The following is a 25,252-nucleotide window of genomic DNA, read 5'->3' as shown; positions in this document are numbered from 1 at the left end:
ACACACCAATATGAGTGAGCGCAGGGAAATCGCCGTTCAGATCGGTCCGATCTCACCGGCCGCGCCCGGCGCGCTGTATCAGCAGATCGTCAACGGCTTCAAGCGCGAGATCGGCGAGGGGCGCCTGGCCGGCGATACGCCGCTGCCTTCCTTCCGCCTGCTTGCGGAGCAACTGCTGGTCAGCATCATCACCGTGCGCCGCGCGTACGAGGAGCTCGAGAGAGAAGGAATCATCTACCGCCGCCAGGGACTCGGCACCTTCGTCGCCGCCAACGGCCGCGAGCGAAGCCGCGCCGCCAAGCGCGAGCAGGCGGAGGCACTGATCCGTTCGGCAATCCAGGAAGCCAGAGAGGCCGGTCTGAGCTCCGCCGAGGCCAGGGCTTTCGTAAGCCGGGTCACCACAGAAACACTTTCCGAGGAATAGTCATGCTAAGCACAAACGCTATCGAAATCCGTGGCCTGAGCAAGACATATCCACGTTTTCGACTGGGCCCCCTGGATCTGACCGTCCCCGCTGGGGCCATCTACGGCCTGGTGGGTCCGAACGGCGCCGGCAAGACCACTACGCTGGACCTGATTTTCGGCCTGGGGCTTCCGGAAGCCGGTGAAATCCAGGTGCTCGATTACGACCACAGGAAGGACGAAATGGATTTGAAACTCGCCGCTGCCTACGTCAGTCCGCACACCAGTTTCGTTTCCTGGAAATATGTGCGGCGCGCAATACGCTTCATTCGCGCTTTCTATCCGGATTGGGACCAGGCCTACTGCGACCACCTGCTCAGGCGCTTCCGGATCGATCCGGACGAAAAGATCGCGTCGCTTTCGCTCGGCGGCGCCACAAAGCTGGGTCTGGTCCTCGCGCTTGCACGGCGTCCCCGGGTCCTGATCATGGACGAGCCCGCCATCGGTCTCGACGTGCTCTCGAAAAAGGACCTGTTCGCGGAACTGCTGGCCCTGATGGGCGACGAGGACCATACCGTTCTGATCTCGTCGCACAATCTTGCCGATCTGGAGCGGTTCACGGATCACATCGGAGTCATCAACGACGGAAGGCTGCTGGTGGAAGGGCGCACCGACCAACTGCTGGAGACCCATCGGCAAGTGAGTTTTACGCTTGGCGGCGAGCCGCCATCCGGGGCCCGACTGGTCGAGCGCGACGGCGACCGGCAGCGCGTCCTTACGGACTCCGCCGACCAATACCGCCAGGCCCTCGACGGCTGCGGCGCGACCGGCATATCCGTGCAGCCCGTTACGCTCGAGGAACTCTTCACGGGTCTGGTCGAGGGCCGGGAACATGATTAACCGCATCGCGCGCGATTTTCTGACGCGCAGGTCCAGGTTCCTGTTGCTGGGCAGTGCGCTCTACATGGCCGTGTCGCTGCTGAGTTACAGCTTGAACGGCCCCGACGGGTTCGGCTCTACTCTGGCGCTCTCCGGCATGGCTTACGCGGGCGTGCTCGTCGGCGTCATTCTCGCCGAATACCAACGCGGGCTCACTCGGGCCATGATGCACCTGCCTATCGATCGACGCGCACTTGCGAAGGCCTATTGCGCTGTGATTGTCGGTGTTCCCACGGCCTGGGCTCTGGGACTCGCGCTGATCGCATGGCTGTTTGCCTATTGGGCCGGCGGAGTCGGCTGGATTGCCGTGCCGATGGCCGTTGCCTCAGCGTTCCTGATAGCCGGCTTGTGCTTCTGTATGGACGCGCTTGAGAATTCCGGGCGCAAGTATGGCGGGGAGTCCGCGCCACGCCGGGCAATGATCGCGACTTGGGCGCTCTTCATCACGGCATGGCTGGCCGGGGAATACGCCTTCTTTGGATCGTTTCTCGGCACGTTCCGTTTTCTGGGGTCCCCGGATGCGTGGCAAGCGGAGCATCCACTGGTTTTCCTGGCCCTGGGCGCAGCCCTGTCGGGTGTCGGCTACGCGCGAACGCGGGCATTGCTGACCGCGCGCAGGTCGCGATCCAGATCAGGATCGGCGGCCCCCGGGCGGGCAATCCGCAAGCGGCTGCCGCTGGCGCGAAACCTTGCGGGATTCGCCGCAATCACGGCCGGCTGTCTGTGGATGCCGATCGCGATCGTGGCCGCCCTTGGCGCTTTTTTCGCCATCGATATCTGGATAAGGGACCTGTTGGAGCTGAGTGGTCCGTATTCGCACATGGACTTGGCCGACCCGGTGGTGCGCGGATCGATATTTGCTTGCCTGGTCGTAGTTGGGTTCTCCGTAACGGTGCCGCGTTTCGCCAATTTCCGCGTGCTCAAGGGCCTGCCGCTCTCCACCAGCAGGCTTGGCGCCTGCGTGACGCTGCTGCCGGCAGTCCTCGTGCTGATTCAGTTGGCGCTGGCCTTTCCGCTGCTCCACGCGCTGGATCCTGTGGCCGCCGCGGATCTCTCCTTGCCTCTGGCGGGCGCTGTTGGCATCGGCGCGCTGCTTTGTCCGGCTTTCCTGGTTCGACCTCAACAGGACATTGCGCACATTGCCGCACTCGTGGTGATTGCCGTTCTCGTGTCCGTCTGGTTCACCGCATCGGTGATGTATCCCCGGCTGCAGGAGTTCGCGCCGCTGCTCCTGGCGGGAGGCCTGTTCGCATCCTGGGCCCTCTCAAGCCTTGTGTTTCGGTACGCGCTGGCAGCCGCCGACAAGCCCGAGCCCTTGCAACGGGTTTCGCCGGGCGGCAACGCCTGACCCAAGAGGCGAGCGCTGGGGGTTGAGTGCTTCCAGCCCTCGACGAGAAGGGGACTGCCCGCTTCTCTCCTCGCCCCATGGTTCAACTAAGCCAGCGGAACGAGGCGGGAATCCAGGATAGCACCGTCGCGTGTAAGCAGCGGCACTTGATGCACGACGCTGGTCGCGGCAATTAACTCATCTGCCGGGTCGCCGGTGAAATCGAGCCGGGTCGAGGTTCGCGCGATATCCAGACTGATCGGCCACTGGTGAATTCCGCTAAGCACTCGAATGACTTCCCGGTCATCGAGTTCGAGCCTGATGCGGCCCAGCTGCGCCAGCTTGGCCAGTTCCCAGAGCACGATCGCGGAAATACTCCATTCGTTTCGCTCCAGCAACTCCCTTTCGCGGGGGCGCAGTCCACCGCCGAGCGCGTGGATCAGGATGTGGGTGTCAAGATTCAGCATTGGCCTGCCAAGCGGATCCGGTACTCAGCAGGTCACCATTAACGACGATTTTGTTCTTGAGGCTTCCGATCAGCGGAGCGAACCCGCGTTCGTAGGGCACAACCCGCGCCACCGGCTTGCCGTGCTTGGTAACTACGAGGCCCTCGGGATCGAGGTGATCCAGCAGGGACAGACATTGTTGCTTGAACTTCGCCGCGCCCACGGTCTTCATGACGTACTCCCTGATATGAAAAAGTGGACACATTATATGTCCACTTTTAGACTGGGCTGGAGGTGGGGGGTCGCCGGGCCTTGCGGTCGCGTTAGCCGTCAGGCTTTCCAGACGAGCGGGTACTGGTCGCTGTCGAGACGGTCGCCGTCCTTGAGCAGGCTGTTGCGCAGGGCCCGGTTGGTGCCTGGGTGGCTGGAATAGATGACGTCGTCGCCGGTATACCGGACCGTGTAGCCGCGCCGGCGGACCTGTTCGCTGGTGTTGCCGCCGGCGCCGTGCAGCACCAGCGCATGGAAGGCGTAGACGTCCCCGGGTTCGAGATCGAAGCTGACGATGTCGTAGTCGTCCCGCGCAGACTCAATGTCCGGCACCGTTACGTAATCCGGGTTCCTTTCATATTCGTCGACGTTGGTCCGCCCGAAAACCTCCGGCTGATAGAACCGCCCCCAGCGATGGGAGCCGCGCACGAACTCGAGCGCGCCGGTCTCGGCGTTGGTGGGATCCAGGGCCACCCAGAACGACAGGATCTGGTAGCCCTTGACGGACCAGTACGGCTGGTCGTTGTGCCAGCGGGTGCGATTGGCCGTGCCGGGTTCCTTCACGAAAAGCTGGTCGTAGAGCAGGTTGACCCTGCGGCAGTCGAGTATTCGTGCGGCGATGCGCGGAAGGGGCGATTCGAAGCAGAAGCGCCGGAAGCCGTCGTGGAATTCCCAGGTGCGCAGGTTGCCGTGAAAGCGTCCCTTCCCGTCCTCCGGCTCATAGCCGTGAAAGTAGGGCGCCGGGTTCGCGATGTCGTCCTCGATGGCGTCGGCAATGACTCGCCGCCACTCCGCGTCAACTACGCCGCGCAAGGGGACGACTCCATCCTCGTGAAAGGCTTGGATTTCCTTGGGGCTCAGGTTCATTTCCGTCATTTCCGATCCAGTCGTATCTCCGAAAGGGGCTCAAGCGTGTCGATGGCTTCAATTCCCAGAGCACGGTCCCATGCGAACTGCCTGACCGTCAGGCCGTCGGGATCGATGTCAAGGATCGTGAAACCGTTTCTTTCCACGGGCTCCAGGCGTTCGTCGATTGTCACATCATTTGGCGGCGACGCGCCGATTCCGCGGGCGTTGCTTGGCCAACCGTTCCCCGTGCCGATCGAACCGGAAAGAAACACGTTGACGGGCGAGTCCAGGCCCATCCCGCCGCTCTCGAGTAGTCGGCCGGCCGCGACCGCATGCAGATCGCCCGACACGACCACCGGAACCCGGGACTTCTGTCCGCCGATTGCCGACAGCAGCCGCTGGTGCTGGCTGAACCATCCCGATTGCCAATACGGTTTGGCCTGTTCCACTCCGAGGCTGCCGTCCGCCTGAAGGACATCCGGATACCACTCGCCCCACTTGCCAGCCGTCCAGCCGAAAGGAGTGGATGGAACTTGCACGAGGTGGCGAACGGCCGACTCGTCCCGGGTGCGGGCCGTGATCCAGCGTTCGGCGTCCTCTTCGACGAATCGTGCCGACGGTCCGGCAAGGGATATGAACCGGCGGCAGTCGTACAGGAGGAACTCGGCCAGCTGTCCCCAGCGACAGGAGCCGTACGATTCGCTGATGCCGTCGGCGTGCGAACCGGCGAGATGGACCGGGCGCATGGGGTCGGGCAGGAATTCCGGGAAGTACAGGCTCTGCTGCGCGCGTCCGAGACGAGCGCTGAAGTTGCCGGGTGGAAAGGTCACGAATTCGTCCGTTCCCTCGTCGTTCTCGAAATAATCGTGGTCGTCCTGAGTCAGGATGAGCGGAACCGAGCGAAAGTCGGTCCCGTAGAGGCTGGCGATCTGTTCGTTCAGGCACCTTGTCAGCACGATCTCATTGTTCGATCCGAACAGCGGCCTGTCGCGGTCGAATTTGCCGTACCTCCCGTAGATCCGCTCGCGGTTGGCCGCGTGCTGCCCGCCGCGCTTGCGGGGCGAAATCCACTGGTCGAAGTAGGTCTGATCGCCGACGCCGATCGCGATATCGGGACTGAAGTCCAGTGCCCGGCGCAGCAGTCTCCGGCGGGTGGCGACCGGCAGGAACCGCCATTCGCCGTTCAGCCATTGCGCATCGTCCGGACCGCCCGCGCAGGTGTAGAGCAGCACCCGCAGGTGCTCCTTCGACGCATCCAGGGCAGGCGCCGTTCGCAGCGGCCAGCTTTCCGCCAACGGGCCGCCCCCGGCGGATTGCAGCAGCAACTCGTACTCGGTGTCGCTTTCCAGCCCCGTGGCATGGAACGACCAGAAGCGACCCTGGCTGTCGCGCCGCCGGCCCGGAAATACCGATGCGCCGATCTTCAGGCGAGGCCCGGACTGCGGTTCGGCAAACGACGCCTTGATCCGAATGCTGTCGTGGTTCGACAACGGAATCAGGTGCCTGATCCGGCCTTCGGACCATTGCCGAGCCGCTGCGGCCGGCATCCCGACCAAAGCCGACGTGGAGAACAGGCCCGCCTGGTAAAGAAACTCTCTTCGGTCCACGCTACTTCCCCGACTTCAGCAAGGTCTGCCGGTAGTCCTCGGGAATTAGCTCGACGTCCTCGTTGCGCAGGAGAAAAGCCAGCTTCGCGCTTTCTTCCACCTCCTCGATGCCGAACACGGCGGCCCGCAGCGACCGGGCGGCCACGACCGGGCCGTGATTGGCGATGATGATGCCGGAATGGGTCCGGGCCTTTTCCTCGATGACCGGGCCCAGCGCTTCATCGCCGGGCGGGAAGAAGGGGACCTTCGCCACCCGGCCGACCTTCATCAGCACGTAGGGAGTAATCGGCGGAAGCATGTCTTCGGTATCCAGGCCGCGAAGACAGGACAGGCACACGGAGTAGGTGGAATGCAGGTGCGCGACGGCTCGCCGGTCCGCGTCCGCGCGATACATGGAAAGGTGCATGAATCCTTCCTTGGTCGGCTTGTCTCCGTCGATCCAGTTGCCTTCGGAATCGAGCCGCGACAGCCTGGCCGGATCGAGAAAGCCCAGGCTGGTGTCGGTGGGCGTCACCAGGTATCCGCCGTCGTCGAGGCGCGCGGACAGGTTCCCGGTGCTGCCGGACGTCAGCCCGCGCTCGAAAAGCGAACGGCCGAGCCGGGCGATTTCGTCCCGCAGCCTGTTTTCAGTATTCACGTCACTATTGTCCCGCCATTACGGCCAGGGCCTTCTCGAAAAAGTCCGGCGCCCCGAAATTCCCCGACTTCAACGCAATCGCATAGCCATCGCCCGCATCCGGCGAGTACAGGGCCGGCACGCCCGGGTCGATTTCCCGGCCCACCGCGAGCCGCGCCGGAGCCAGTGCATCGATCACGGCGCCCGACGTTTCGCCGCCGGCCACCACGATGCGATCGAAGCCTGCCTGCCTGAGCATGACCGCCGTGCTTCCGAACAGTCCGTCCAGTTTTGCGGCGATCCTTTCGACGCCGTACCGATTCTGGAGCCGGGAGACGCTGTCCGGCGCGTCGCTCGAATAGGCCAGCGGCGACCTGCCGCGATATTGCTCGAGCGACGCAAACAACTCGGCGGCCGCAAACCGGCCCTCCATCACGGCGGCAATGTCAATGGCGATGGACGGGTGATTCCCGGCATGGATTTCCACCTGCATCCGCGTGGCCTTCGAGCAGCTTCCGGCCAGCACGACGCCCGGTCCATCGACCGCCCCGGCGGCGTCCATGGCACCCGAGGATCGGGCGCTGGCCGGAAAGTTGCGGGGCAGGGCGGCCGCCAGGGCGGAGCCTCCGGTCACCAGGGGCGAGCGTTTGACGGCATCGCCAAGTATCGCGAGATCACCGTCTTCGACTGCGTCGGCGATGACCAGCACGTTGCCGGAATCGGCGCATTCGTTCAGGGCCCGCGACGCCTCCGCCGGTCCCTTGCGAACGGTGTCCAGGGGCAGGTGGCCCACGGGCGCCTGCGTCTGGGCGCGAAGCCAGCGCCGGATGTCCGGGTCCGTCATCGGGTTGAGCGGGTGCTTCTCCATTCCGGACTCATTGAGAAGCCGGTCATGGACGAACAGGTGGCCCTGGTACACCGTGCGGCCGTTCTCGGGAAAAGCGGGGCAGGCCACGACGCCCATGACGCCCAGGGCATCGGCCAGCGCTTCGCCAACCGGACCGATGTTGCCTTCCGGGGTCGAGTCGAAGGTGGAGCAGTACTTGAAGAAAATCTGGCTCGCGCCCTGCGACAGCAGCCATTCGAGGGCCCGCAACGACTCGCTGACGGCACGGCCCGCCGCGATCGATCGGCTCTTCAATGCCACGACGCCGGCATCGACCGCCCGGGTATCGGCGCCTTCCGGCACGCCCAGGTAAATCGTCGCCGCCAGTCCGTCGTCGCCGGCCATGCCGCGCGAGATGGCGTTGGCGATATCGCTGGCGCCGGTGAAATCGTCGGCGATGACTCCGAGCAACATATCGCGGCGCCTCAGTCCCCGCCAAGTAGAGCGCGAAGCTGCACGACGGCCGAATCCGGACTGGTGAAGACCGGGACGCTGGTGGCGCGTTCGCAATCCGCGTTCGCGCAGGCCATGGAGAACTGGCCCAGCATGATGGCGTCGGCGCCCGATACCCGGCCGGCGGCGGCCGCAATCAGCGAGTTGTGCGTCGTCTCGTCGCCGCGGCGCAAGGCGTCGAGTGCACCGGGAACGTAAACGGTCGTCAGGCGCGCCGAGGGCTGCGCGCAGCCCGCCAGTTCCGCGAACTCGGCGGCCATGGCCGGACCTGCCGGCTCGAACGTGACCAGAAGCGCCAGCGCGTCGCCGCAATCCAGCGCGGCGCGAAACATCGCTTCGTTGGGTTTCAGTACGGGAATGGACATCTGCCCCGCCGCCGCCTCGATCGCCTCGCCAAACGCCGAACAGGCGAACAGTATTGCCTCGGCGCCGCAATCGGCGGCATAAGCCGCGAGCGTGTGAATTCTCCGGCGCAGATCTTCCGTCAGCTGCGGCTGGCGCTGGCGGTCCCGCGACAGGCCGTCGTCGAGGACATGGGTCAGCTCGGTATCGCTCCAGTTCCGCTCAATCGCATCGGCAACGGGCGCCATCGACGCTTCGGTCGCGTGAATGACGGTGATTCGCCGTTGGTCCATGGTGCGGCGTTCAGCCTCAGATCGCGTCCGTGACAGCCTCCGAGAACGCGGCGGTCGATGCGCCGCCGCCGAGATCCCTGGTCCTGGTAGTCGGGTCTTCCAGCGCCTTGTCCACGGCGGCGGTCATGATCGATCCCGCTTCAAGATACTTCGGCCGGTCGCGGTGCTCGCCGATCCAGGACAGCAGCATCGCGATCGAAAGCATCATCGACGCCGGGTTGGCGATGTTCCTGCCCGCGATGTCCGGTGCGGAACCGTGCTGCGCCTGGGCGCAGCACAGCGTGTCGCTGGCCATGACCGATCCGGCCAGTCCGAGGCTGCCCGAGAGTTCGCTGGTAAGGTCGCTCAGAATATCGCCGTAGAAATTGGTGGTCACCAGCACATCGAACGCCTCCGGAGTACGCACCAGGTGAGCCGCCGCCGCATCGACCAGGAGCTCCTCGAGTTCCACTTCCGGGAAATCCCGGCCGACGTCGCGCACCGCCTCCAGAAAAAGGCCGTCGGTCATGTGAAAGCTGTTGGCCTTGTGGATTGCCGTGACCTTCTTCCTGCGCTTCATCGCCCATGCAAACGCCTGGCGGGCAATGCGCTCGCTGCAGTGGCGCGTGATCTTCCGCGTGGACAACGCCATGTCCGGGCTCGGCATGACTTCACCCCAGCCCCGCGTCATGTTCCGATCGGGATAAAAGCCCTCGGTAGCCTCGCGCATGATCACGAGGTCCATCGTCTTGCCCCCGGCGAGATTGGACGGAATAAACGGCCGCGTGCGCGCAGGCCGGATGTTGGCGTAGAGGTCCAGCCCCACCCTGAATCCGGCGGACACGTTTCGCCCTCCCTTTTCCGGCTGCGGATAGTCGGCGTGCGACTGGGTTCCCAGGATGATGCCGTCGCAATCCCGAGCTTTTTCAAGCACCTCGTCGCGCAGGGTCGTCCCGTGCTTTTCGAGACTCGCAAAGCCGACGTCGTCATACTCGTAGTCCAGGTCCAGCCCGACTTTGCCGCCCAGTGCGCGGAGCACCGTCATCGAAGCTTCTATGATTTCCGGTCCGATGCCGTCGCAAGGTAATACCAGGAAATTCATCGTGATTCGCGCCGCAGGCCGTGACGAAGCGTTACATATTGGCTAAATGTGTGACAAAATGCAATATGGGTGCCAAAAGAACGAATTTCGGGGACGGTTGTGTATTTTGTTGTGCAAAAACCCATAATCGTCTGGATATGTCCCGCGTCGCATTGATACTTGCCCTGGCTTTCGCGTGGGCCGATGCCGAGGCGGAGTCCGCGTACCCGGTCAGGCCGTTGACCTATACCGTTGCATTCGGTCCCGGCGGCGGCAACGATCTGATGTCGCGCACGGTCGTTGACATTATCAGGCAATACGGGCTGTACGGCGAGCAGCACGTTCGGATCGAGAATCGCCCCGGCGGCAGCGGCGCGATCGGATATGGCCGCGTGGCGCGGCAGGCCGGGAACGCCTATGTCATTACATCGACCAGCGGGAGCTTCCTGACCACGCCCATCGTGTCGGAAACAAGCTGGACCTGGCGCGATTTCACGCCGATCGCATTGCTTGCCCTCGACGCGATGTTCCTGGTCGTGCGCACCGATTCCCCGTTTGTCTCGATTGACGGGTTCGTCACCCGCGCCAGGCAATCTGATATGAAGATCGGCGGAAACGGGGCGACCGGACCGGACCGGGTCGTTGCGGGCCTGTTAGCCGAGTCGGCCGGAATCGAATTCACCTACGTTCCATTTCAGAACGGATCGGGCCTGCTGACCGGCCTAACGTCCAGCAGTCTCCACGCCCTCGTCTCGAATCCGTCGGAGGTCATGGGCCAGGTCGCGGCCGGCAACTTCCGGGTGCTTGCGTACTCGGCGGATTCCAGGAGCACGGTCTATCCGGAGGTTCCGACCTTCGTCGAGCAGGGTTACGAGGTCGAATTCGCGGTGCCGCGCGGTATCGTCATGCCCGCCGACATTCCGGCCGATGTTCGCGACTGGTGGATTGACGTGCTCAAGAAGGTGGTCGCCACCCCGGAATGGAAGAACTACCTGGAATCCAGGGGCCTGTCGGCCGCCGTGCTCTGGGGGGATGACTTCGGGGACTATCTCGGCAGGACGGACTCGGAATATCGCCGTATCCTGAATTCGTTCGGTTCAATCCACTGACCGAACGCCAGGGCCCGCGATGCGTTTCCTCTTTTCGATGGCCTTGCTTGCGTTTTCCCTGTCGTATACGGGATACGCACTGTATTCCCTTGACCTGCTTGACAGGGCGGATCGCCTCGGCCCGGGTTTCTTCCCCGCAATCGTCGGCGTCCTGCTGATCGCCACGACCGCCGCCAACGGCATCCGCGAGTATCGCAGGCAACGGGAGGCGGGGACGGCGCTTGACGCGCTCTGGCGCGACGTGGCCGAAATGACGGGCCTGATCGCCCTTTTCCTGGTATTGCTGCCGTATGCCGGCAGCCTGTTGACGATATTCGCGTTTACCGGCCTGTATCTCTACCGGTTCAATCGCGGCCGGGGATGGTTCAACGCCGTATACGCCGTGGCCTTCTCGGCCGCGGTCTACCTGTTGTTCGAAGTCGTGTTGCAGGCGGGACTTCCGCAGGGCGTGCTGGCGCCGTTGTACTAATGGAAGACCTCTTTGCCAATCTTGCGTCGGGTCTCGCTCTGGCCTTGTCGCTCGAGAACCTGGTCTTCCTCGTTGTGGGCGTGTCCGTGGGAATGCTGGTCGGCCTGTTTCCCGGATTCGGGCCGGCCGCGGGAATCGCGATCCTGATTCCGATGACGTTGGGGCTGGAACCCACGACGGGGATCATCCTGCTGGCCGGCATCTACTACGGGGCCATGTACGGCGGAACCATCACTTCGATTCTGATCAACACCCCGGGCGAGTCCGCCACCGTGGCGTCGACGCTCGACGGCTACCCGCTGGCGCAGGCCGGGCGGGCCGGACCGGCGCTCGTCATGCAGGCGGTCGCCTCTTTCGTCGGGGGCGCGGTCGGCGTCGTCCTGATATGCGCATTTGCTCCCGCGCTTTCGAGTTTCGCCGCGTCATTCGGCCCGTCCGAATACTTCCTCATTGTTTTCCTGGGGCTGCTGCTGCTGGCTACGCTGATGGGCGACAGCCTGCTCAAGGGCATCATCTCCGCGCTCCTGGGGTTCGCCATATCAACCGTCGGCGTGGACGTCATCAGCGGCGCGCAGCGGTTCACGTTCGGTTCGCCGGAACTGATAGACGGCATCTACTTCGTTCCGGTGGCGATCGGGCTGTTCGGAATCGGCGAACTCCTGAACTGCATCTACACCGGCGAACACAAGAAGCCCGCGAAGCGCATCAGCGTGACGATTTTTTCCAGGGCGTTCTGGCCGCGGGCCGGAGACTTCCGGATTTCCCGCTTTACGTTCGCGCGCGGATCGCTGATCGGTTTCATCGCAGGCGTGCTGCCGGGCTCCGGGGCAACGATTGGTTCGATTCTTGCCTATTCGGTCGAGAAGAGAGTGGCCAGGGACCCCGGGGAATTCGGCAAGGGCGACATCCGCGGCCTGGTGGCGCCCGAGGCGGCCAACAATGCGGCGTCCGCGGGGGCGATGGTGCCGCTGATCTCTCTCGGAATCCCGGGATCGGGGGCCACGGCGGTCCTGCTCGGCGCCCTGCTGATGTGGGGCCTGCAGCCGGGACCGATGCTCATCGTCGATAATCCGGACTTCGTCTGGGCCCTGATCGGCAGCATGTACCTGGGCAACCTGATGCTGGTGCTGATGAGCGTGGTGGCCATTCCCCTGTTCATCAAGTTTCTGGACGTTCCCTACCGCCTGGTCGTGCCCGTGATCGTGACGCTTTGTATTGTGGGCACGTTCGCGCTGCATTCGAGCATGATCGAAACGTGGATCCTGCTCGCGACGGGCCTGCTGGGCTTCGGCATGAAGCGGTTCGGTTATTCGCCGGCCGCCACGGTTCTTGCCGTCGTGCTCGGCGGCATGGCGGAGAACGCTTTCCTCCAGTCTCTGCTGATCGGTGACGGAAGCCTGCGGATTTTCGTCACCCGGCCGATCTCACTGGCGTTGACCGCCGTAACGGTATCGATCTTCGTTGCGGCCGCCATAGTCCGCCTGCGCGCACTGCGCCACTAGCTTGCCCGCCCTGCCTCGTAGCCCCCCTTTCCGGGAGCCGCATGAATCCATCCATGGAGCTTTGTTCCGCCATCCCTGGCTCACAAACTCCCGGAAAGGGGGGCTACGAGGCAGGGCTACCCATTAGAAGTCGACGAGGTCGGGGCGGCGCGAGCCGGTCTTCTTCGCGAGCGCCCCCTGCAGGTGCTTCTTCAGCGCATAGGATGCTTCGATGAGTTCGCCCGCGGCCAGAAGGTCGATGATCTCGATGTGCTGCCTGCACTGCGAATAAAGCCTGTCCGCGTCGAGTTTCGCCCGGTACTCGAGAAGCCGGCGCATGCGGTTGGCCTGGACCAGCGACATATGGAAAAAGGGGTTGCCGGAAAGCTGAATGAGACTCTCGTGAAAGTCGGAACCGGTGTTCAGAAGACGTTCGAGACGCAGCTTCTCGACGTCGGTTTCGAGTAGTCGTTCCTGGTCGTCGCGCAGTTCCGTCAATCGCTTCCGGTCGGGGGTAAACGTGGGCTCGAGTATCGCGGCGGGTTCGATCGTCATGCGCAGGCGGTAGATCTGCTCGAACGCCTGCGGCGTCTTCGCCACCGGAAGGAACCGCCAGCCGTATCCTTTCTTGCGCTCCGCCCAGCCTTCCCGCGTGGCCCGAAGCAGGATGTCCTTCAGCTCGGCCTTGGTCAGGTCGTAGCGCGTCTGCAGGAAAAGCTCCGTGACCTCTTCGTCGATCGCGTCGGTCAGCCAGTCCTCGGCGAGCCGCCGATAGACGTCCTGGTCTTCCAGGTTTTGCGACGAAGCCTGCACCAGCTGCTCGATCCGGCCGGGCCGCTTGTCGGTCGCGAAAAAGCCGCGGTTCCTGCGCTGCTCGAGAACGCCCTTGTCGGACAGCAGGTGCATGGCGTCGCGCACCGGTGAGCGGGAAACGCCGAACTTGTCGGCCAGCGACTGCGACCGGAGATGGTCGCCCGGCTTGATGTCGCCGGACTGGATCATGACCAGGATCTCGTGCGCCGTCCTGCGCGCGAGGTCGCCGTTTCTCAGTTCGGCCATGCCGGCATCCTGGTATGGGTCATGAATTGCGCCGATCGGCAAAGTAATACAAAGTTCAGTTTACCAATTCCTCCACGTTGTGACAGGATTGGATTTTGAATTAGAATAAACCAATACTCTTTTGGGGACGAAATTATGCGTCATTCGAGAATTTCAAGGCTGTTCGGCGCCGCCGGCGCCCTGCTCCTGGGATTGTCCGTGGTCCAGACCGCGTCGGCCCAGGCGGAACTGGAGGAAATCATCGTCACGGCCCAGAAACGCGAACAAAGCCTTCAGGATGTTCCCGTGGCCGTTACGGCGTTCACAAGCGAGGAACTCGCGGATCGTACGATCAGCAACCTGTTCAGCATCGCGGATTCCACGCCCAACCTGCAGATCGGAACGTCGGGCACCGGTTCGCAGAACGCCATCGTTTTCATTCGGGGGATCGGGCAGACCTCCAACCGCGTCAATCTCGACCAGGGCGTCGGCACCTACGTGGACGGAATCTACCGGACCAACGTTTGGGGCGGCCTTTTCGACCTGCTCGATGTCGAGCGCATCGAAGTGCTGCGCGGACCGCAAGGGACCCTTTACGGCAAGAATGCGCTGGGCGGCGCGATCAACGTGATCTCAAGACGTCCGAACACGGCCGAGACGGGCGGGGAAGTGTCCGTTGCCGTCGGCAGTTTCAGTCGGATCGATGCCAGGGCCTCGGTGAATATTCCACTGATCCAGGATCAGCTTGCCATCCAGTTGTCGGCCATTTCCCGAAATGCCGACGGCTACATAGAAACACCGAACGACCTGGACTTCGGAAGTCAGGACAATACGGGCTTTCGCATTGCCGCACTCTGGAACCTGTCGGATACGGCGACCTGGTTGCTGAGCGCCGACCAGATGCGCACGGATTCCAACGGATCGCCGATCTACCACGCCTGGGTCAACCCGAACGCGCGGTTGCCCGCGCAATACAACGCGCTGGTGGACGGGGGCCATATTCCGGGTCCGCGCTACGCAGAATCGTCCATTGCCACCGATCCATTGAGTTCGAACGCCACCGACCCGCTGGCGCGAAACAAGACCGACCAGGAATCCGTCACCAGCCGGCTGGAATTCGAATTCGGCGCCGCAACCATTGTTTCGCTTACCTCGTTCAAGACCTACGAAACGTCGGATGGCTTCGACGCCGACGGTTCGGTCCTGGAGGTGTCGAACAACCGGCGTTGGCTGGACGGCGAAACGTTCAGCCAGGAGTTTCAGCTGAATGGCGTTTACCTGCAGGACCGGCTGAACCTGACGACCGGCGTCTACTACCTCCGCGACGAGTTGGATTTCGGTGCGGCGGCCGGCAACTCCAATTCGGCCATTCCGTTTGTCGGGATCGTGCCCCGCATTCGCGATTACAACACGGGCAATTCGATTCAGCAGGATCTCGACAGCTACGCGTTCTACGCCAGCGGCACTTATTCCCTGACCGAACGCGCGCGGGTGACGCTCGGCCTTCGTTACATGAACGAGGAGAAGTCGCAAGCCAGTTCGTCGACCCGCGGGCGCAGCACCCGGCCGGCGACCATCAGCGCATCGGCCAAGGGCGACTGGTCCAATACGTCCCCCCGGGTTTCTCTTGAGTACGACCTCAACGACGCGACCATGCTGTACGTCACCGCAGCCCAGGCGTTCAAGTCGGGAGGGATCGGCGACACCGTTCTAGTAGACAGTCAGGGCAACAACTTCCTGCTCCCGTTCAACGAAGAGACGCTCTGGTCGTACGAAGTGGGTATGAAGGCGGACTGGGCGGACGGCCGGGTTCGGGCCAATCTGGCGGCCTTCTTCATGGATTACGAGGACCTTCATGTGCGCACCACGCTGTTCGATCCGAACAGCGGATCCCAGGTCCGCACATTCTTCAATGCCGGCAGCGCCGAGGCCAGCGGACTGGAGGCCGAGATCTCGGCGCTGGCGAGCGACCGGTTCGTCATTCAGGCCAGCGTCGGGTTCCTCGATACGCAGTACAACGAGGACGTGATCGACGAATTCCGTGGCGACGTGCTGCTGGTGGTCGGCGAGGCGCTCCCGTTCGCGCCGGAACTCTCGTACTCACTGTCGGCGATTTATTCTGCTCCTCTGGCGAACGGCCACGAATTGCGTCTCCGGGCGGACTACTCCTGGCGTGACGAGTTGCTGTGGGACGCAACCGGCGCGGTCGATGAGCGCGACGGCGAGGATTCGTACGGTCTCCTGAACGTGAGCGCCACCTACGAATTCGAGCGTTGGTCGCTCACGGCCTTCGGCCGCAACGTGACCGACGAGATCTACGACATGAACGGCTTCGTGAACAGCCGGGTCGTGGGCGCGAACTGGCGGCAACGCGGCAGGCCGGCGGAGTGGGGACTGCGGGCCACCGCCCCGTTCTGAGGCTACATTGCGGCCTACCACCGACCTGTCCGACGACCACGAGGACAGCAGTTCGACCTGCGCGACCCAGTTTCGCGACTTCGGTGGCCGTGCCCGGTTTGCCGGGCGGATTCGAACGGTCCGGTGTTTTGAGGACAACGCCCGCTTGAAGGAGATGCTCGGGGAGCCGGGCAATGGCGGCGTCCTTATAGTCGACGGCGCCGCTTCAACCGCCAGGGCGCTGTTGGGCGACATGCTGGCCGCCCGTGCCGCGGCCAACGGCTGGTCCGGCGTGATCATCAACGGGGCGATTCGGGATTCGTCGGAAGTCGCCAAAGTGGAGGTGGGCGTAAAGGCCCTGGGCGTAAACCCGGCCAGGAGTTCCAAGACGGGCGCCGGCGAGGTGGATGTCCCGATCGAGTTCGGTGGCGTTCGATTCCAGCCGGGCCACTGGGTCTATTGCGACGAAGACGGCGTTCTCGTCTCCGCGAAGCAACTGAAGTAAAGGCCCGCTGACACAATGACCGGCCGGCTGGCAGCCGCAAGATACGGCAAGGATGTAGGCGGCGGGGCCGCCCGGCGTCGCCTGGGAGGGAGGACGTCCCGTCCTCCGGGAAGGCGGGACGCCTTCCCTCCCGGGAGCACGCTCGTCCTGCTCACCGCCACTATGTTCGCAATTGCAGCGTGCGAAGTTCCCCGGGAGAACCTGCCTGCCGATCCGCCGTACGTGATCGTCGAGCGCGAGTACCAGACGGACTACATGGGCGGACTTCCGCCGCCGCCCGACAGGCTCGTTGACAGCGACCACTCCTGGGCGCTCGACCCGGACAAGGGCAAATGGTCGTTCCAGAACATAAGCAAGATCCTGCCGACGGAATTTGTCAGCCGGGGCGCCGGGCCGGTTCTTCCGCTGGCCTACGAACGGACCGGGCTGCTGCAGCAGCCGTTCATGGCTCCGGACTCGACGCGCGCGCCGCTCCAGCGGATTCTCAAGGACATGGGAGTCGACGGGTTCATTTTTCTGAAGGACGGCGTCGTGCGCGCCGAGGTCTACTTCAACGGTTTCGGGCCGGGCCGCCGTCACATCGGGTTCTCGGTCACGAAGTCGCTGGTCGGCTCGCTGATGGGCATCCTGATTCACGAAGGCCGCGTGGACCTGGCGCAGACGGTCGAGCATTACCTGCCGGAACTGGCGGTCTCCGGTTACGGCGACGCGACCATTCGCCAGGCCCTGGACATGACCACGAACGTGGTCTGGAACCACGACCGGTCGGATCCCACTTCGCAAGTGGACCTCAATTCCAGGGCCGGCGGATTTCAGTCGCGGTCCGCCGATTTTCCTTTTGCGAACACGCTCGAGTTCCTGCAGTCGGTGGAGAAGGCCGGAACGCATGGCGAAGCCGGCCTGTACAACCCGGGCAACACCGAAACGCTGGGCTGGATCATTTCGAGGCTGGAAGGAAGGAACTGGCAGGAGGCGTTCGCCGAGCGCATCTGGTCCCGGCTGGGCGCCGAGCATGATGCGCTGATCACGGTCGATCCGGGCGGGCACGGTTTCGCCACGGCCGGGTTCAGCGCCACGCTCCGCGATTTCGCGCGCTTCGGCCTGATGCTGGAGCAGGAAGGTCGTTTGAACGGCGAGCAGATCCTGCCCGCGGACTGGCTGCACGACGTGCGCACCGGCGACGCCCGGGCGCTGGCGGCCTGGCAGGCCTCGGAGGAGGCGGCGAAGCGGCCCCACGTCGCCTTCTACCGCAATCACTTCCGGGTGCTGAACGGCGAGCAGGGCGAGTTCGTCGCCCAGGGGCACATGGGACAACGCATCTACGTGAACATGGAGTCGAACGTCGTTGCCGTGTTTCTGTCGGTGACCCCGTCGAGGCCGCTGCGCAATTTTCAGGTCGACCTGATCCGGGAAATCGACGCGTCCCTCGAACGCGGCCACCCCACCGGAAGCTCAGGGCGGGATCGAAGCGCCCAAAAACCGCAGGCTTCAACCTGCGGACCGGAACGGCTCGAAATCGCCAACAGGTCGCAGTACATGCGCGGCGTGCCGGTCGCACAGGACCGGATCGTTACGGACGGACTCGCCTGGGCCCGGGACTACGAGCAGGTGCTGTGGTCGCACCAGAACGTGTCGAAGATTCTGAGGGTCGATCCCATCAGCCGCGGCCAAGGTCCGGTCAGCGAACTTCCCTATGGCGACTGCACGCTCGCGACGGCTTCATTCGCCGGGAAGAACGGCGAACCTGCGCCGCTGAAGGAGATCCTGGCCTCGATCGGCACGGACGGCTTCATTCTGGTCCATCAGGGCGCGATCCTGGCCGAGCTCTACTACAACGGCTTTGCGCCGGACGCACGCCATCAACTCAACTCGGTTTCCAAGTCGTTCGTCGGCCTGCTCGCCGGCATCGCCCATGCGGAAGGCCGCCTGGACCTCGAGCAGCCTATCGGCGACGTCCTGCCCGAACTGGCGGGCGCCGGCGTGGCGAACGCCGGTCTGCAGCACGCCCTCGACATGGCCGTCGGCGTCGAGACGCTGATGAGCTGGGACGACCCGCGTTCCTATCGGCTTCTGAACTTCATGGCCGGAGGTTTCCAACGCCGCTTCGACGAGTTTCCCTATCGCAATACGCTGGAGCTGGCCGCCACGGTTCCCGCGCACGGCGAACACGGCAGCAATTTCTTCTACTCGCCCGTGAATACGGAGATTGTCGCCTGGTGGATTTCGCGCGCCTATCGGCGCAACTGGCAGGAGGTGCTGGCGGAGAAGCTCTGGTCGAGGCTGGGCGCGGAACGCGACGCCATCGTCATTGTCGACCCGGCCGGGCATGGATTCGCGACCGCGGGTATAGGCGCCGCATTGCGCGACCTTGCCCGGCTCGGACTGATGATCGAAGGCGACGGGCATTTCTTCGACCGGCAGATCGTTCCCCGGTCATGGATCCGGCGGACGATAGCGGGCAATGACGGCGTTCGCCAGGCAATGAATAACGAAGAGGAGCGGGCCCGGTTCGGACCGGCGGTCTTCTACCATAACCAGTTCCGCGTGGCGAACAGTTCCGAGGGCGAACTGCTTGCGTCGGGCGGGCTCGGACAGATGATCTATGTGAATCAGCGGCACGATCTGGTCGCGGTTTACCTGGCGACCACCTTCGACGACGCGGACCGGGCGCATCAGGTCAACCTGCTGCGGCAGATTCGCGACCGCCTGGCGGGGTCCTGAGCGCGCCGCGCGGACCGTGACAGTGGCACCGGCAAGCGTGATTTCCCGGCGCGATCTGCTCCGATATTTCTCGGCCGCGGCCGGCTGCTTCGTGGTCGGCGCGGCCCCCGCGGCATTGGGCAGCTGCGCCAGGCCGGGCGGGCGCCCGTCGCGGTTCTCTTTCCCGCAGGGCGTCGCATCGGCCGATCCCCAATCCGACGCCGTCGTGATCTGGACCCGGGTGGAAGGGGATACGGATGCCGTGCGTCTGACCGCGCAAATTGCGACGGACCCGTCATTCGACTCCGTGATCGCCGAGACCGGGATCGCCGCGCTGCCCGAACTGGACCACACGGTTCGGGTCCTGATCACGGACCTCGGTCCCGACCGGTTCTACTACTACCGCTTTATCGACCCGGACGGCGGCAGCAGCCGCACGGGAAGGACCCGGACGGCGCCGGCCGGAAAGGCAAGACAGCTCAATATCGCGGTGTTTTCCTGCCAGGACTACGAACAGGGCTACTTCACCGCCTATCGGCGGCTGATTCTCGACGACCGGGCCGCGCGGCCCGAAGACCGGATCGACTTCGTGATGCACGTCGGCGACTACATCTACGAATCGATTCGCGGGCCGGACACGATTGCGGAACCCGACCACAACGGCAACCGCCTGAAACTGATGAACAGCGACGGCAGCGTGCGCCGGTGCGAGCCGTTTCCGTCCGGCGGGCGAGTGGCGGGACGAAACTGGATAGCCCCCGTCGATCTGGACGACTATCGCTGGCTGTACAAGAGGTACCTGACGGACCCCGATCTGCAGGAGGCCAGGGCGCTGTATCCGTTCGTGCAGATCTGGGACGACCATGAACTGCTGAACGACTACTGGCAGAGCTACTACCGGGAGCAGTCCATCGCGGAACTGAAGGTCGCGTCCAACCAGGCATGGTTCGAATACGTTCCCGCGGCGCTGAGCGCCGGGGGCCGCGACGGCGAGGAATCGCATGCGAGCGATTTCGAGCCGGTTGACGTGACCGCGACGCCCGCCGGCGACTTTGACGATCACTACCTCAGCCATGAGCCCAACAATCTGGCGGCGATCAATTCGATGACGATCTATCGCTCGCTGAAGTGGGGCGATCTCGCGGAACTGTTCGTGATCGACGGCCGCAGCTACAGGGGACCGCGCGGGCTGTCCCAGGAGCTGCTGTCGATCGGGCGCCACCCCTATCCGGAAGCACCGGTGGATCCGTTGCTGATCCGCACCCTGAACGCGGGCCGCACCGCAAATGGCGGCAATCCGCCGGATGAAATCGTTTACCTGGGCACGACATTGCCGAACCCGCGCAGGGACATGCCGATGGGCTCGATGCTTGGCCGGCGTCAGAAGACCTGGTTGAAGAGCGGCCTGAAGAACAGCGGAGCCAGGTGGAAGCTGCTGGGCTTGAACGTGGGCCTGATCCGCCATGGTTTCGACGACAGTTTCCGCGAAGGCGGCCACAGGAACGGACTGCTATGGACCGACGGATGGGACGGCTACCCGGTCGAACGAACCGAGATCTGTTCCTTCATTCGGGACGAGCGGATCGTCAATGTCGTTTCCCTGACCGGCGACCGCCACGCGCACCTGGCGGGGGTCATTTACGATGACTTCGATGCCGACGGTCCGGTGGCCGTAATGCCCGAATTCGCGGGCGGCGCGGTCAGCGCGGTCAGCCGGATGATCATCCAGAGGGAACTGTCCGCCCACGATCCCGAGGTCAGCAGACTCGTGACCTTCGACGGCAATGCCCAGGGCCACGACCAGGCGATCATGCCTTCGCTGAACGCCTGGATGCTGCACGGCGCCGCGTCCGCCGACGCCGTGTTCAGCGGAGCGGGTCCGGCGGAGGTTCTCCAGGTCTCGGATCCCGAGGTGAATCCGTACATGAACTACGTGGACGCCGACGCGCACGGGTTCTTCGTAGCGCGCATAAGGCCTGATCGATGCGACGTTCAGTACGTATCGGTGTTCGAGCCGGTGAGTCTCGAAGGCAATGCGGAAGCGGGCGTTCGCCGCCGCGTGTATCTCCACGTCGAGGCCTGGCCGGAGGGCAGGGAGCCGGCAATCGTGCTTGGCGAGGTCGAAGGCGAGCAACCGCTCTACGGACTGAAACCGTGACCCGTTAAGGCGACAGCAGGCGGTCGCCCGGCTTGACGCCCCAGCGCTTCACCGAGCCGGCTTTCAGCTCCAGCACGCGGGAGACGGGCTCGCCGGAGCGGATGGTCTTCAGGCTCAGCGGCCGCGTGTCGGTCGCGATGCTGGCGATGCTGCCGTCGGCGCGGATGAACAGCATGTCCAGCGAAACATGGGTGTTCTTCATCCACATGCCGATTTCCTGTTCACGGCCGTAGACGAACAGCATCCCCCACGCGTCGGGCACGTCGCGCACGTGCATCAGGCCGCGGAGTTGCTGCTCGCGGGTCCGGGCCAGCCACAAGTCCAGGAACACGCACTGCCCCGCGGATGCCGCCAGCACTCCCTTCGCCTGCGGCAGCCGGTCGAGATTCTGTCCGCCGGCCGCTTGCCAGGCCAGCAGCAACATCGCCAGTGCCAAAACCCTGATTTCCACGGCGCAAGTATGTACCCGCTACAATCGGGCGCGCATGACTTGTTGTGGGCCAGATTGAGATGACACCGGCCGAACCCGCGCCGCGGGAAATCGCGCAACTGCCGCTGGCCGCGCTGCGCCGGCGCATGGAAGCGCACGTGCTGGGCCAGGAGGAGTTCATCGAGCACATGCTCATCGCGCTGCTGGCCGGCGGCCACCTGCTGGTGGAGGGCGTGCCGGGGCTGGCCAAGACGCGGGCGGTGAAGGTCCTGGGCCGTTGCCTCAAGGCCAGCTTCCACCGGGTCCAGTTCACTCCCGACCTGCTGCCTTCGGACCTGACCGGCACCGACATTTTCCGGCCGCAGACCGGCGAGTTCGAGTTTCGCGCCGGGCCGATATTCCACAACCTCGTGCTGGCCGACGAAATCAACCGCGCCTCGGCCAAGGTGCAGTCCGCCCTGCTCGAGGCGATGGAGGAGCGGCAGGTCACGGTGGCCGAGAAGAGCTGGCCGCTGCCGGAGCCGTTCCTGGTCATGGCCACCCAAAACCCCATCGAGCAGGAGGGCGCCTATCCGCTCCCGGAGTCCCAGCTCGACCGCTTCCTGATGAAGACCCGGATCAGCTATCCGAGCGCGGAGCAGGAGCAGCGGATACTGGAGCTCACTCGCCGGGAAGCGTCCGCCGGCGCTACCGGCGGAAGCAAGGCCGAAGACGGCTACTCGGTCGAGGAAGTCATGAAGGACCGTGCGCGGGTGCTCGAACTGCACCTGGCCGAGCGACTCGAGCGCTATATCGTCGAACTGGTCCGGGCCACGCGGACGCCGGAGAAGTACGACGAGGAGCTGGCCGGCCTCGTGAGCTACGGCGCCAGCCCGCGCGCCTCGATCGCGCTGGACCGCTGCAGCCGGGCCCGCGCCTACCTCCGCGGCCGGGACTTCGTCACGCCCGGCGACATTCAGGCGGTGGCGCCGCCGGTCCTGCGCCACCGGATCATTCTGACCTACGAAGCCGAGGCCGAAGGCCGCAGTTCCGAGGAGATCGTCAGCCGGCTGCTGGACTGCGTGGCGGTGCCCTAGTGCAGGACGGCGCGGCGGGAGCGATTCCCGGTCGCGGGCGCACCTGGATCGGACTGCCGGAACTGCTGGCCCTGCGGCACACGCCGTTCGGGTCCTGGTTCCAGTTCGGCGGCGACGTTCGCTCCGGGCCGGCAAGGCTGGCCCCCCTGCGCGCCCGTGGAATGGAGTTCGACGAAGTGCGCGCCTGGCAGCCGGGCGACGATCCGCGTCACATGCACTGGAAGGCCACGGCCCGTACCGGCCGTCCCTACACCAAGCTCTACCAGGAGGAAAGCGAGCGCCCGACGCTGGTGTGCGCGGACCTCGGCGCACGCATGCACTTTGCGACCGTGGGCGTGTTCAAGTCGGTGCTGGCGGCGCGGGTCGCGATGATGATTGCCTGGGCGGCCGTGGCCGCGCGCGACCGCGTGTCGGGCCTGGTGCTGTCGCCGGCGGGTTTCGACATCACTCCGCCGCTGCCCGGACGCCGCGGAGCCCAGCGTCTCGCCCTCGCGCTGGCCGGCGCCTTCCGGAGCGCGGCCGTTGCCGGCGACCGGGCGGAGCTGATCGACGCGATTCCCGCGTTGCAGCGCCATGCGCCGTCCGGCAGCCGCCTGGTGCTGGTCAGCGACTTCATGGGAGCAGGATGCATCGATGCCGCGCGGCGGCTGGCGGCCCGCCGTCCGCTGCTGATCGTGCGCGTTCACGATCCGCTCGATCGCGACCTGCCGCCGCCCGGACGCTATGCCGTTCGTGATGAGAACGGGGAAGCGGTTTTTCATACCGGCGAGGATGCCGCCCGCCGGCGCTGGCGGGATGACTTCGTGCGCGGGTCGCAGTCGCTGGCGGAGATTGCCCTCACACACGGCGGCGCCTACGTGCAGTTCCGTACCGATGAGGACCCCGCCGAACCGCGCTACGCCCCGCCACTTTTTACCCGTCGGCCGCGCGCCAGGTTGCGGAGATCATCGCGATGAACGGCAGCGGCGATCTTGCGTCTCTCTTGCGCGACATTCACCTTCCGCAGTCGCCGGCGTGGTGGCCGCCCCGCCCCGGCTGGTGGCTTGTCGTGCTGGTCCTGCTGGCGGCGGCCCTGTGGTGGTTGCGGCGCTTGCCGGCATGGAAACGCGAGGCGCTGGAGCGGCTCAAATCCGCCGAGGCGGACTATGCCCGGCATGGCGACGCGGCCCGCCTGCTCGCGGACGTCTCGGTGCTTCTGCGCGTCTGCGCGATGAAGCTGCGGGATCGCGCGGACGTCGCCGGCCTGACCGGACAGGCGTGGATCGAATGCCTGCGGGAACTCGGCCGGGGCGCCTGTCCGGCGCCCGCGGAAGCCCTTGTGGACGGCGCTTACCGCAAGCGCGTCGAGCTGGATGCAGCGGCCTTCGTCCGCAGCGCCGCGACCTGGATCCGGCGCGCGCGCAGCCGTAACGGGAGCTTGTCGTGAGGCTGGCTTTCGAGTGGGCCTGGGCGTGGCTCCTGCTGCCCCTCCCGCTGGCCGCGTACCGCCTTGTGGCGCCGCTCAGGCGGGGCGCGGGCCAGGCCCTGAAGGTGCCGGAGCGCGACCGCTTTTCGCGCGCCGGAACGACGCCCGGAACCAGGCCGCGCTTCAGTCCGGACTGGCTCCTCGCCGCGTTCATGTGGCTGTGCCTGTTGTTTGCCGCCGCCCGTCCCCTGCTGCTGGATTCCGCGCTGACGGCCCCGGCCACCGGGCGCGACCTGATGCTGGCGGTGGACCTGTCGGGAAGCATGGAGGTTCGCGACGCACGGCTGGCGGGACGATCCCAGTCAAGGCTCAACGCGATCAAGTCCGTGGCCGGGGATTTCATCGAGCGGCGCGTCGGCGACCGCGTGGGCCTGATCCTGTTCGGTGGACAGGCCTATCTGCAGGCGCCGCTGAGCTTCGACCGCGCCACGGTAAGGGCGTTCCTGGATGAATCCTCCGTGGGCCTGGCCGGGCGGCAGACCGCGCTGGGCGACGCGATTGCGCTGGCCGTCAAGCGCATGTCGGACGAAGGCGCCGCGCCCGAGCACCGGGTGCTGGTGCTGTTGACCGACGGCGCCGCCACCGCCGGGGTGCTCACGCCATTGAAGGCGGCGCAACTGGCCCGCGAGGCGGGGCTGAAGATCTACACGATCGGCATCGGTTCGTCCCGCGGTTCGCAACCCGGCGTTTCCTCGGAACTCGACGAGGCAACCCTGCTGGCCATCGCCGACCTTACCGGCGGCCGCTATTTCCGGGCTGCCGCCACCGGCCGCCTGGAGCAGATCTACGCGGAGCTGGACGTGCTGGAGCCGGCGGAACTGGACGAACTGGCGTTGCGCTCGGGCCGCCCGGCGCACTTGCCGCCATTGGTGCTGGCCCTGCTCCTGGGTCTGGCGCTGGCCTGGCGGGCGCGGCGAGCATAGGCGCGGCACCC

At 64.9% G+C, this 25,252-nt stretch carries 24 protein-coding genes; 14 read left to right on the top strand and 10 right to left on the bottom strand.

Annotated elements, in window-relative coordinates; all coding sequences use genetic code 11:
- Positions 1–10: 10 nt before the first annotated feature.
- The 3 genes from F4036_07745 to F4036_07735 are packed head-to-tail and all read left to right on the top strand — an operon-like array spanning position 11 to position 2,689.
- On the top strand, positions 11–424 hold the full coding sequence (locus F4036_07745; protein MYK37627.1) for a GntR family transcriptional regulator: 414 nt from the start codon (positions 11–13) through the stop codon (positions 422–424).
- 2 nt (positions 425–426) lie between these two features.
- Positions 427–1,302: an ABC transporter ATP-binding protein gene (locus tag F4036_07740; GenBank protein ID MYK37626.1), complete on the top strand. Its 876-nt coding sequence runs from the start codon at positions 427–429 to the stop codon at positions 1,300–1,302.
- Positions 1,295–2,689 carry a hypothetical protein gene (locus F4036_07735; protein ID MYK37625.1) on the top strand — a complete coding sequence of 465 codons (1,395 nt, stop codon included), beginning with the start codon at positions 1,295–1,297 and terminating at the stop codon, positions 2,687–2,689. The genes F4036_07740 and F4036_07735 overlap by 8 nt, the downstream gene beginning before the upstream one ends.
- 86 nt (positions 2,690–2,775) lie before the next feature.
- Here the strand turns inward: F4036_07735 and F4036_07730 are convergent, their stop codons facing one another.
- From F4036_07730 to F4036_07695, 8 genes are all read right to left on the bottom strand, one after another.
- Complete coding sequence (locus F4036_07730) at positions 2,776–3,135, bottom strand: type II toxin-antitoxin system VapC family toxin (protein MYK37624.1); 360 nt, start codon at positions 3,133–3,135, stop codon at positions 2,776–2,778.
- On the bottom strand, positions 3,122–3,379 hold the full coding sequence (locus tag F4036_07725; GenBank protein MYK37623.1) for a type II toxin-antitoxin system Phd/YefM family antitoxin: 258 nt from the start codon (positions 3,377–3,379) through the stop codon (positions 3,122–3,124). The genes F4036_07730 and F4036_07725 overlap by 14 nt, the downstream gene beginning before the upstream one ends.
- 65 nt (positions 3,380–3,444) lie before the next feature.
- The gene (locus tag F4036_07720; GenBank protein ID MYK37622.1) at positions 3,445–4,260 is read right to left on the bottom strand and encodes a phytanoyl-CoA dioxygenase family protein; all 816 of its coding nucleotides are present in this window, start codon (positions 4,258–4,260) and stop codon (positions 3,445–3,447) included.
- A complete protein-coding gene (locus F4036_07715; GenBank protein ID MYK37621.1) occupies positions 4,257–5,840 on the bottom strand; it encodes a hypothetical protein in 1,584 nt (527 codons plus the stop codon). The genes F4036_07720 and F4036_07715 overlap by 4 nt, the downstream gene beginning before the upstream one ends.
- Position 5,841: 1 nt before the next feature.
- Positions 5,842–6,477, bottom strand: a complete 636-nt coding sequence (locus F4036_07710; GenBank protein ID MYK37620.1) for an aldolase — start codon at positions 6,475–6,477, stop codon at positions 5,842–5,844.
- Between the two features lie 4 nt (positions 6,478–6,481).
- On the bottom strand, positions 6,482–7,756 hold the full coding sequence (locus F4036_07705) for a four-carbon acid sugar kinase family protein (protein ID MYK37619.1): 1,275 nt from the start codon (positions 7,754–7,756) through the stop codon (positions 6,482–6,484).
- Positions 7,757–7,767: 11 nt separating this feature from the next.
- The gene (locus F4036_07700; protein ID MYK37618.1) at positions 7,768–8,430 is read right to left on the bottom strand and encodes an arylsulfatase; all 663 of its coding nucleotides are present in this window, start codon (positions 8,428–8,430) and stop codon (positions 7,768–7,770) included.
- A gap of 16 nt (positions 8,431–8,446) precedes the next feature.
- Positions 8,447–9,511: an isocitrate/isopropylmalate dehydrogenase family protein gene (locus F4036_07695; protein ID MYK37617.1), complete on the bottom strand. Its 1,065-nt coding sequence runs from the start codon at positions 9,509–9,511 to the stop codon at positions 8,447–8,449.
- A 65-nt stretch (positions 9,512–9,576) separates the two neighbouring features.
- On the opposite strand from F4036_07695, the gene F4036_07690 reads away from it, so the two are divergent.
- Genes F4036_07690 through F4036_07680 form a run of 3 tightly spaced genes read left to right on the top strand, consistent with a single transcriptional unit; the run spans position 9,577 to position 12,570 of the window.
- Positions 9,577–10,599, top strand: coding sequence for a tripartite tricarboxylate transporter substrate binding protein (locus F4036_07690; protein ID MYK37616.1), 1,023 nt, complete (start codon positions 9,577–9,579; stop codon positions 10,597–10,599).
- A gap of 19 nt (positions 10,600–10,618) precedes the next feature.
- On the top strand, positions 10,619–11,068 hold the full coding sequence (locus F4036_07685) for a tripartite tricarboxylate transporter TctB family protein (GenBank protein MYK37615.1): 450 nt from the start codon (positions 10,619–10,621) through the stop codon (positions 11,066–11,068).
- Positions 11,068–12,570, top strand: a complete 1,503-nt coding sequence (locus F4036_07680) for a tripartite tricarboxylate transporter permease (protein MYK37614.1) — start codon at positions 11,068–11,070, stop codon at positions 12,568–12,570. The genes F4036_07685 and F4036_07680 overlap by 1 nt, the downstream gene beginning before the upstream one ends.
- Before the next feature lie 123 nt (positions 12,571–12,693).
- Here the strand turns inward: F4036_07680 and F4036_07675 are convergent, their stop codons facing one another.
- Positions 12,694–13,608 carry a GntR family transcriptional regulator gene (locus tag F4036_07675; protein MYK37613.1) on the bottom strand — a complete coding sequence of 305 codons (915 nt, stop codon included), beginning with the start codon at positions 13,606–13,608 and terminating at the stop codon, positions 12,694–12,696.
- 135 nt (positions 13,609–13,743) lie between these two features.
- Here F4036_07675 and F4036_07670 point away from each other — a divergent pair, with 135 nt between their 5' ends.
- The 4 genes from F4036_07670 to F4036_07655 are packed head-to-tail and all read left to right on the top strand — an operon-like array spanning position 13,744 to position 21,347.
- Positions 13,744–16,005, top strand: coding sequence for a TonB-dependent receptor (locus F4036_07670; protein ID MYK37612.1), 2,262 nt, complete (start codon positions 13,744–13,746; stop codon positions 16,003–16,005).
- Between the two features lie 7 nt (positions 16,006–16,012).
- Complete coding sequence (locus tag F4036_07665; protein ID MYK37611.1) at positions 16,013–16,489, top strand: RraA family protein; 477 nt, start codon at positions 16,013–16,015, stop codon at positions 16,487–16,489.
- 15 nt (positions 16,490–16,504) lie between these two features.
- Positions 16,505–19,210 (top strand): serine hydrolase, encoded by a 2,706-nt coding sequence (locus F4036_07660; protein MYK37610.1) that lies wholly within the window; start codon positions 16,505–16,507, stop codon positions 19,208–19,210.
- 22 nt (positions 19,211–19,232) lie between these two features.
- The gene (locus F4036_07655) at positions 19,233–21,347 is read left to right on the top strand and encodes a hypothetical protein (GenBank protein ID MYK37609.1); all 2,115 of its coding nucleotides are present in this window, start codon (positions 19,233–19,235) and stop codon (positions 21,345–21,347) included.
- A gap of 4 nt (positions 21,348–21,351) precedes the next feature.
- On the opposite strand, the gene F4036_07650 is transcribed toward F4036_07655, so the two are convergent.
- Entirely contained in the window at positions 21,352–21,798 is a 447-nt protein-coding gene (locus tag F4036_07650; protein ID MYK37608.1) for a DUF192 domain-containing protein, read from the bottom strand.
- Between the two features lie 59 nt (positions 21,799–21,857).
- Here F4036_07650 and F4036_07645 point away from each other — a divergent pair, with 59 nt between their 5' ends.
- From F4036_07645 to F4036_07630, 4 genes are read left to right on the top strand one after another with little or no spacing between them, the layout of a single operon-like run.
- Positions 21,858–22,853 carry a MoxR family ATPase gene (locus tag F4036_07645; protein ID MYK37607.1) on the top strand — a complete coding sequence of 332 codons (996 nt, stop codon included), beginning with the start codon at positions 21,858–21,860 and terminating at the stop codon, positions 22,851–22,853.
- On the top strand, positions 22,853–23,809 hold the full coding sequence (locus F4036_07640; protein MYK37606.1) for a DUF58 domain-containing protein: 957 nt from the start codon (positions 22,853–22,855) through the stop codon (positions 23,807–23,809). The genes F4036_07645 and F4036_07640 overlap by 1 nt, the downstream gene beginning before the upstream one ends.
- Entirely contained in the window at positions 23,806–24,279 is a 474-nt protein-coding gene (locus F4036_07635; GenBank protein MYK37605.1) for a DUF4381 domain-containing protein, read from the top strand. The genes F4036_07640 and F4036_07635 overlap by 4 nt, the downstream gene beginning before the upstream one ends.
- A 2-nt stretch (positions 24,280–24,281) precedes the next feature.
- Positions 24,282–25,241, top strand: a complete 960-nt coding sequence (locus F4036_07630) for a VWA domain-containing protein (GenBank protein MYK37604.1) — start codon at positions 24,282–24,284, stop codon at positions 25,239–25,241.
- Positions 25,242–25,252: the final 11 nt, after the last annotated feature.

The sequence above is a fragment of the Gammaproteobacteria bacterium genome (assembly GCA_009845905.1).
Classification (GTDB): Bacteria; Pseudomonadota; Gammaproteobacteria; order Steroidobacterales; family Foliamicaceae; genus Foliamicus.
Note: the sequence above shows the minus strand (reverse complement) of the source record. Positions and strands in the feature narration are given on the sequence as shown.

Bases quoted from the DNA above. Each gene is read 5' to 3' on its own strand.
- F4036_07745 (MYK37627.1), top strand. From the start codon at position 11: ATGAGTGAGCGCAGGGAAATCGCCGTTCAGATCGGTCCGATCTCACCG.
- F4036_07740 (MYK37626.1), top strand. From the start codon at position 427: ATGCTAAGCACAAACGCTATCGAAATCCGTGGCCTGAGCAAGACATAT.
- F4036_07735 (MYK37625.1), top strand. From the start codon at position 1,295: ATGATTAACCGCATCGCGCGCGATTTTCTGACGCGCAGGTCCAGGTTC.
- F4036_07730 (MYK37624.1), bottom strand. From the start codon at position 3,135: ATGCTGAATCTTGACACCCACATCCTGATCCACGCGCTCGGCGGTGGA.
- F4036_07725 (MYK37623.1), bottom strand. From the start codon at position 3,379: ATGTGTCCACTTTTTCATATCAGGGAGTACGTCATGAAGACCGTGGGC.
- F4036_07720 (MYK37622.1), bottom strand. From the start codon at position 4,260: ATGACGGAAATGAACCTGAGCCCCAAGGAAATCCAAGCCTTTCACGAG.
- F4036_07705 (MYK37619.1), bottom strand. From the start codon at position 7,756: ATGTTGCTCGGAGTCATCGCCGACGATTTCACCGGCGCCAGCGATATC.
- F4036_07700 (MYK37618.1), bottom strand. From the start codon at position 8,430: ATGGACCAACGGCGAATCACCGTCATTCACGCGACCGAAGCGTCGATG.
- F4036_07695 (MYK37617.1), bottom strand. From the start codon at position 9,511: ATGAATTTCCTGGTATTACCTTGCGACGGCATCGGACCGGAAATCATA.
- F4036_07690 (MYK37616.1), top strand. From the start codon at position 9,577: ATGGGTGCCAAAAGAACGAATTTCGGGGACGGTTGTGTATTTTGTTGT.
- F4036_07685 (MYK37615.1), top strand. From the start codon at position 10,619: ATGCGTTTCCTCTTTTCGATGGCCTTGCTTGCGTTTTCCCTGTCGTAT.
- F4036_07680 (MYK37614.1), top strand. From the start codon at position 11,068: ATGGAAGACCTCTTTGCCAATCTTGCGTCGGGTCTCGCTCTGGCCTTG.
- F4036_07675 (MYK37613.1), bottom strand. From the start codon at position 13,608: ATGGCCGAACTGAGAAACGGCGACCTCGCGCGCAGGACGGCGCACGAG.
- F4036_07670 (MYK37612.1), top strand. From the start codon at position 13,744: ATGCGTCATTCGAGAATTTCAAGGCTGTTCGGCGCCGCCGGCGCCCTG.
- F4036_07660 (MYK37610.1), top strand. From the start codon at position 16,505: ATGACCGGCCGGCTGGCAGCCGCAAGATACGGCAAGGATGTAGGCGGC.
- F4036_07645 (MYK37607.1), top strand. From the start codon at position 21,858: ATGACACCGGCCGAACCCGCGCCGCGGGAAATCGCGCAACTGCCGCTG.
- F4036_07635 (MYK37605.1), top strand. From the start codon at position 23,806: ATGAACGGCAGCGGCGATCTTGCGTCTCTCTTGCGCGACATTCACCTT.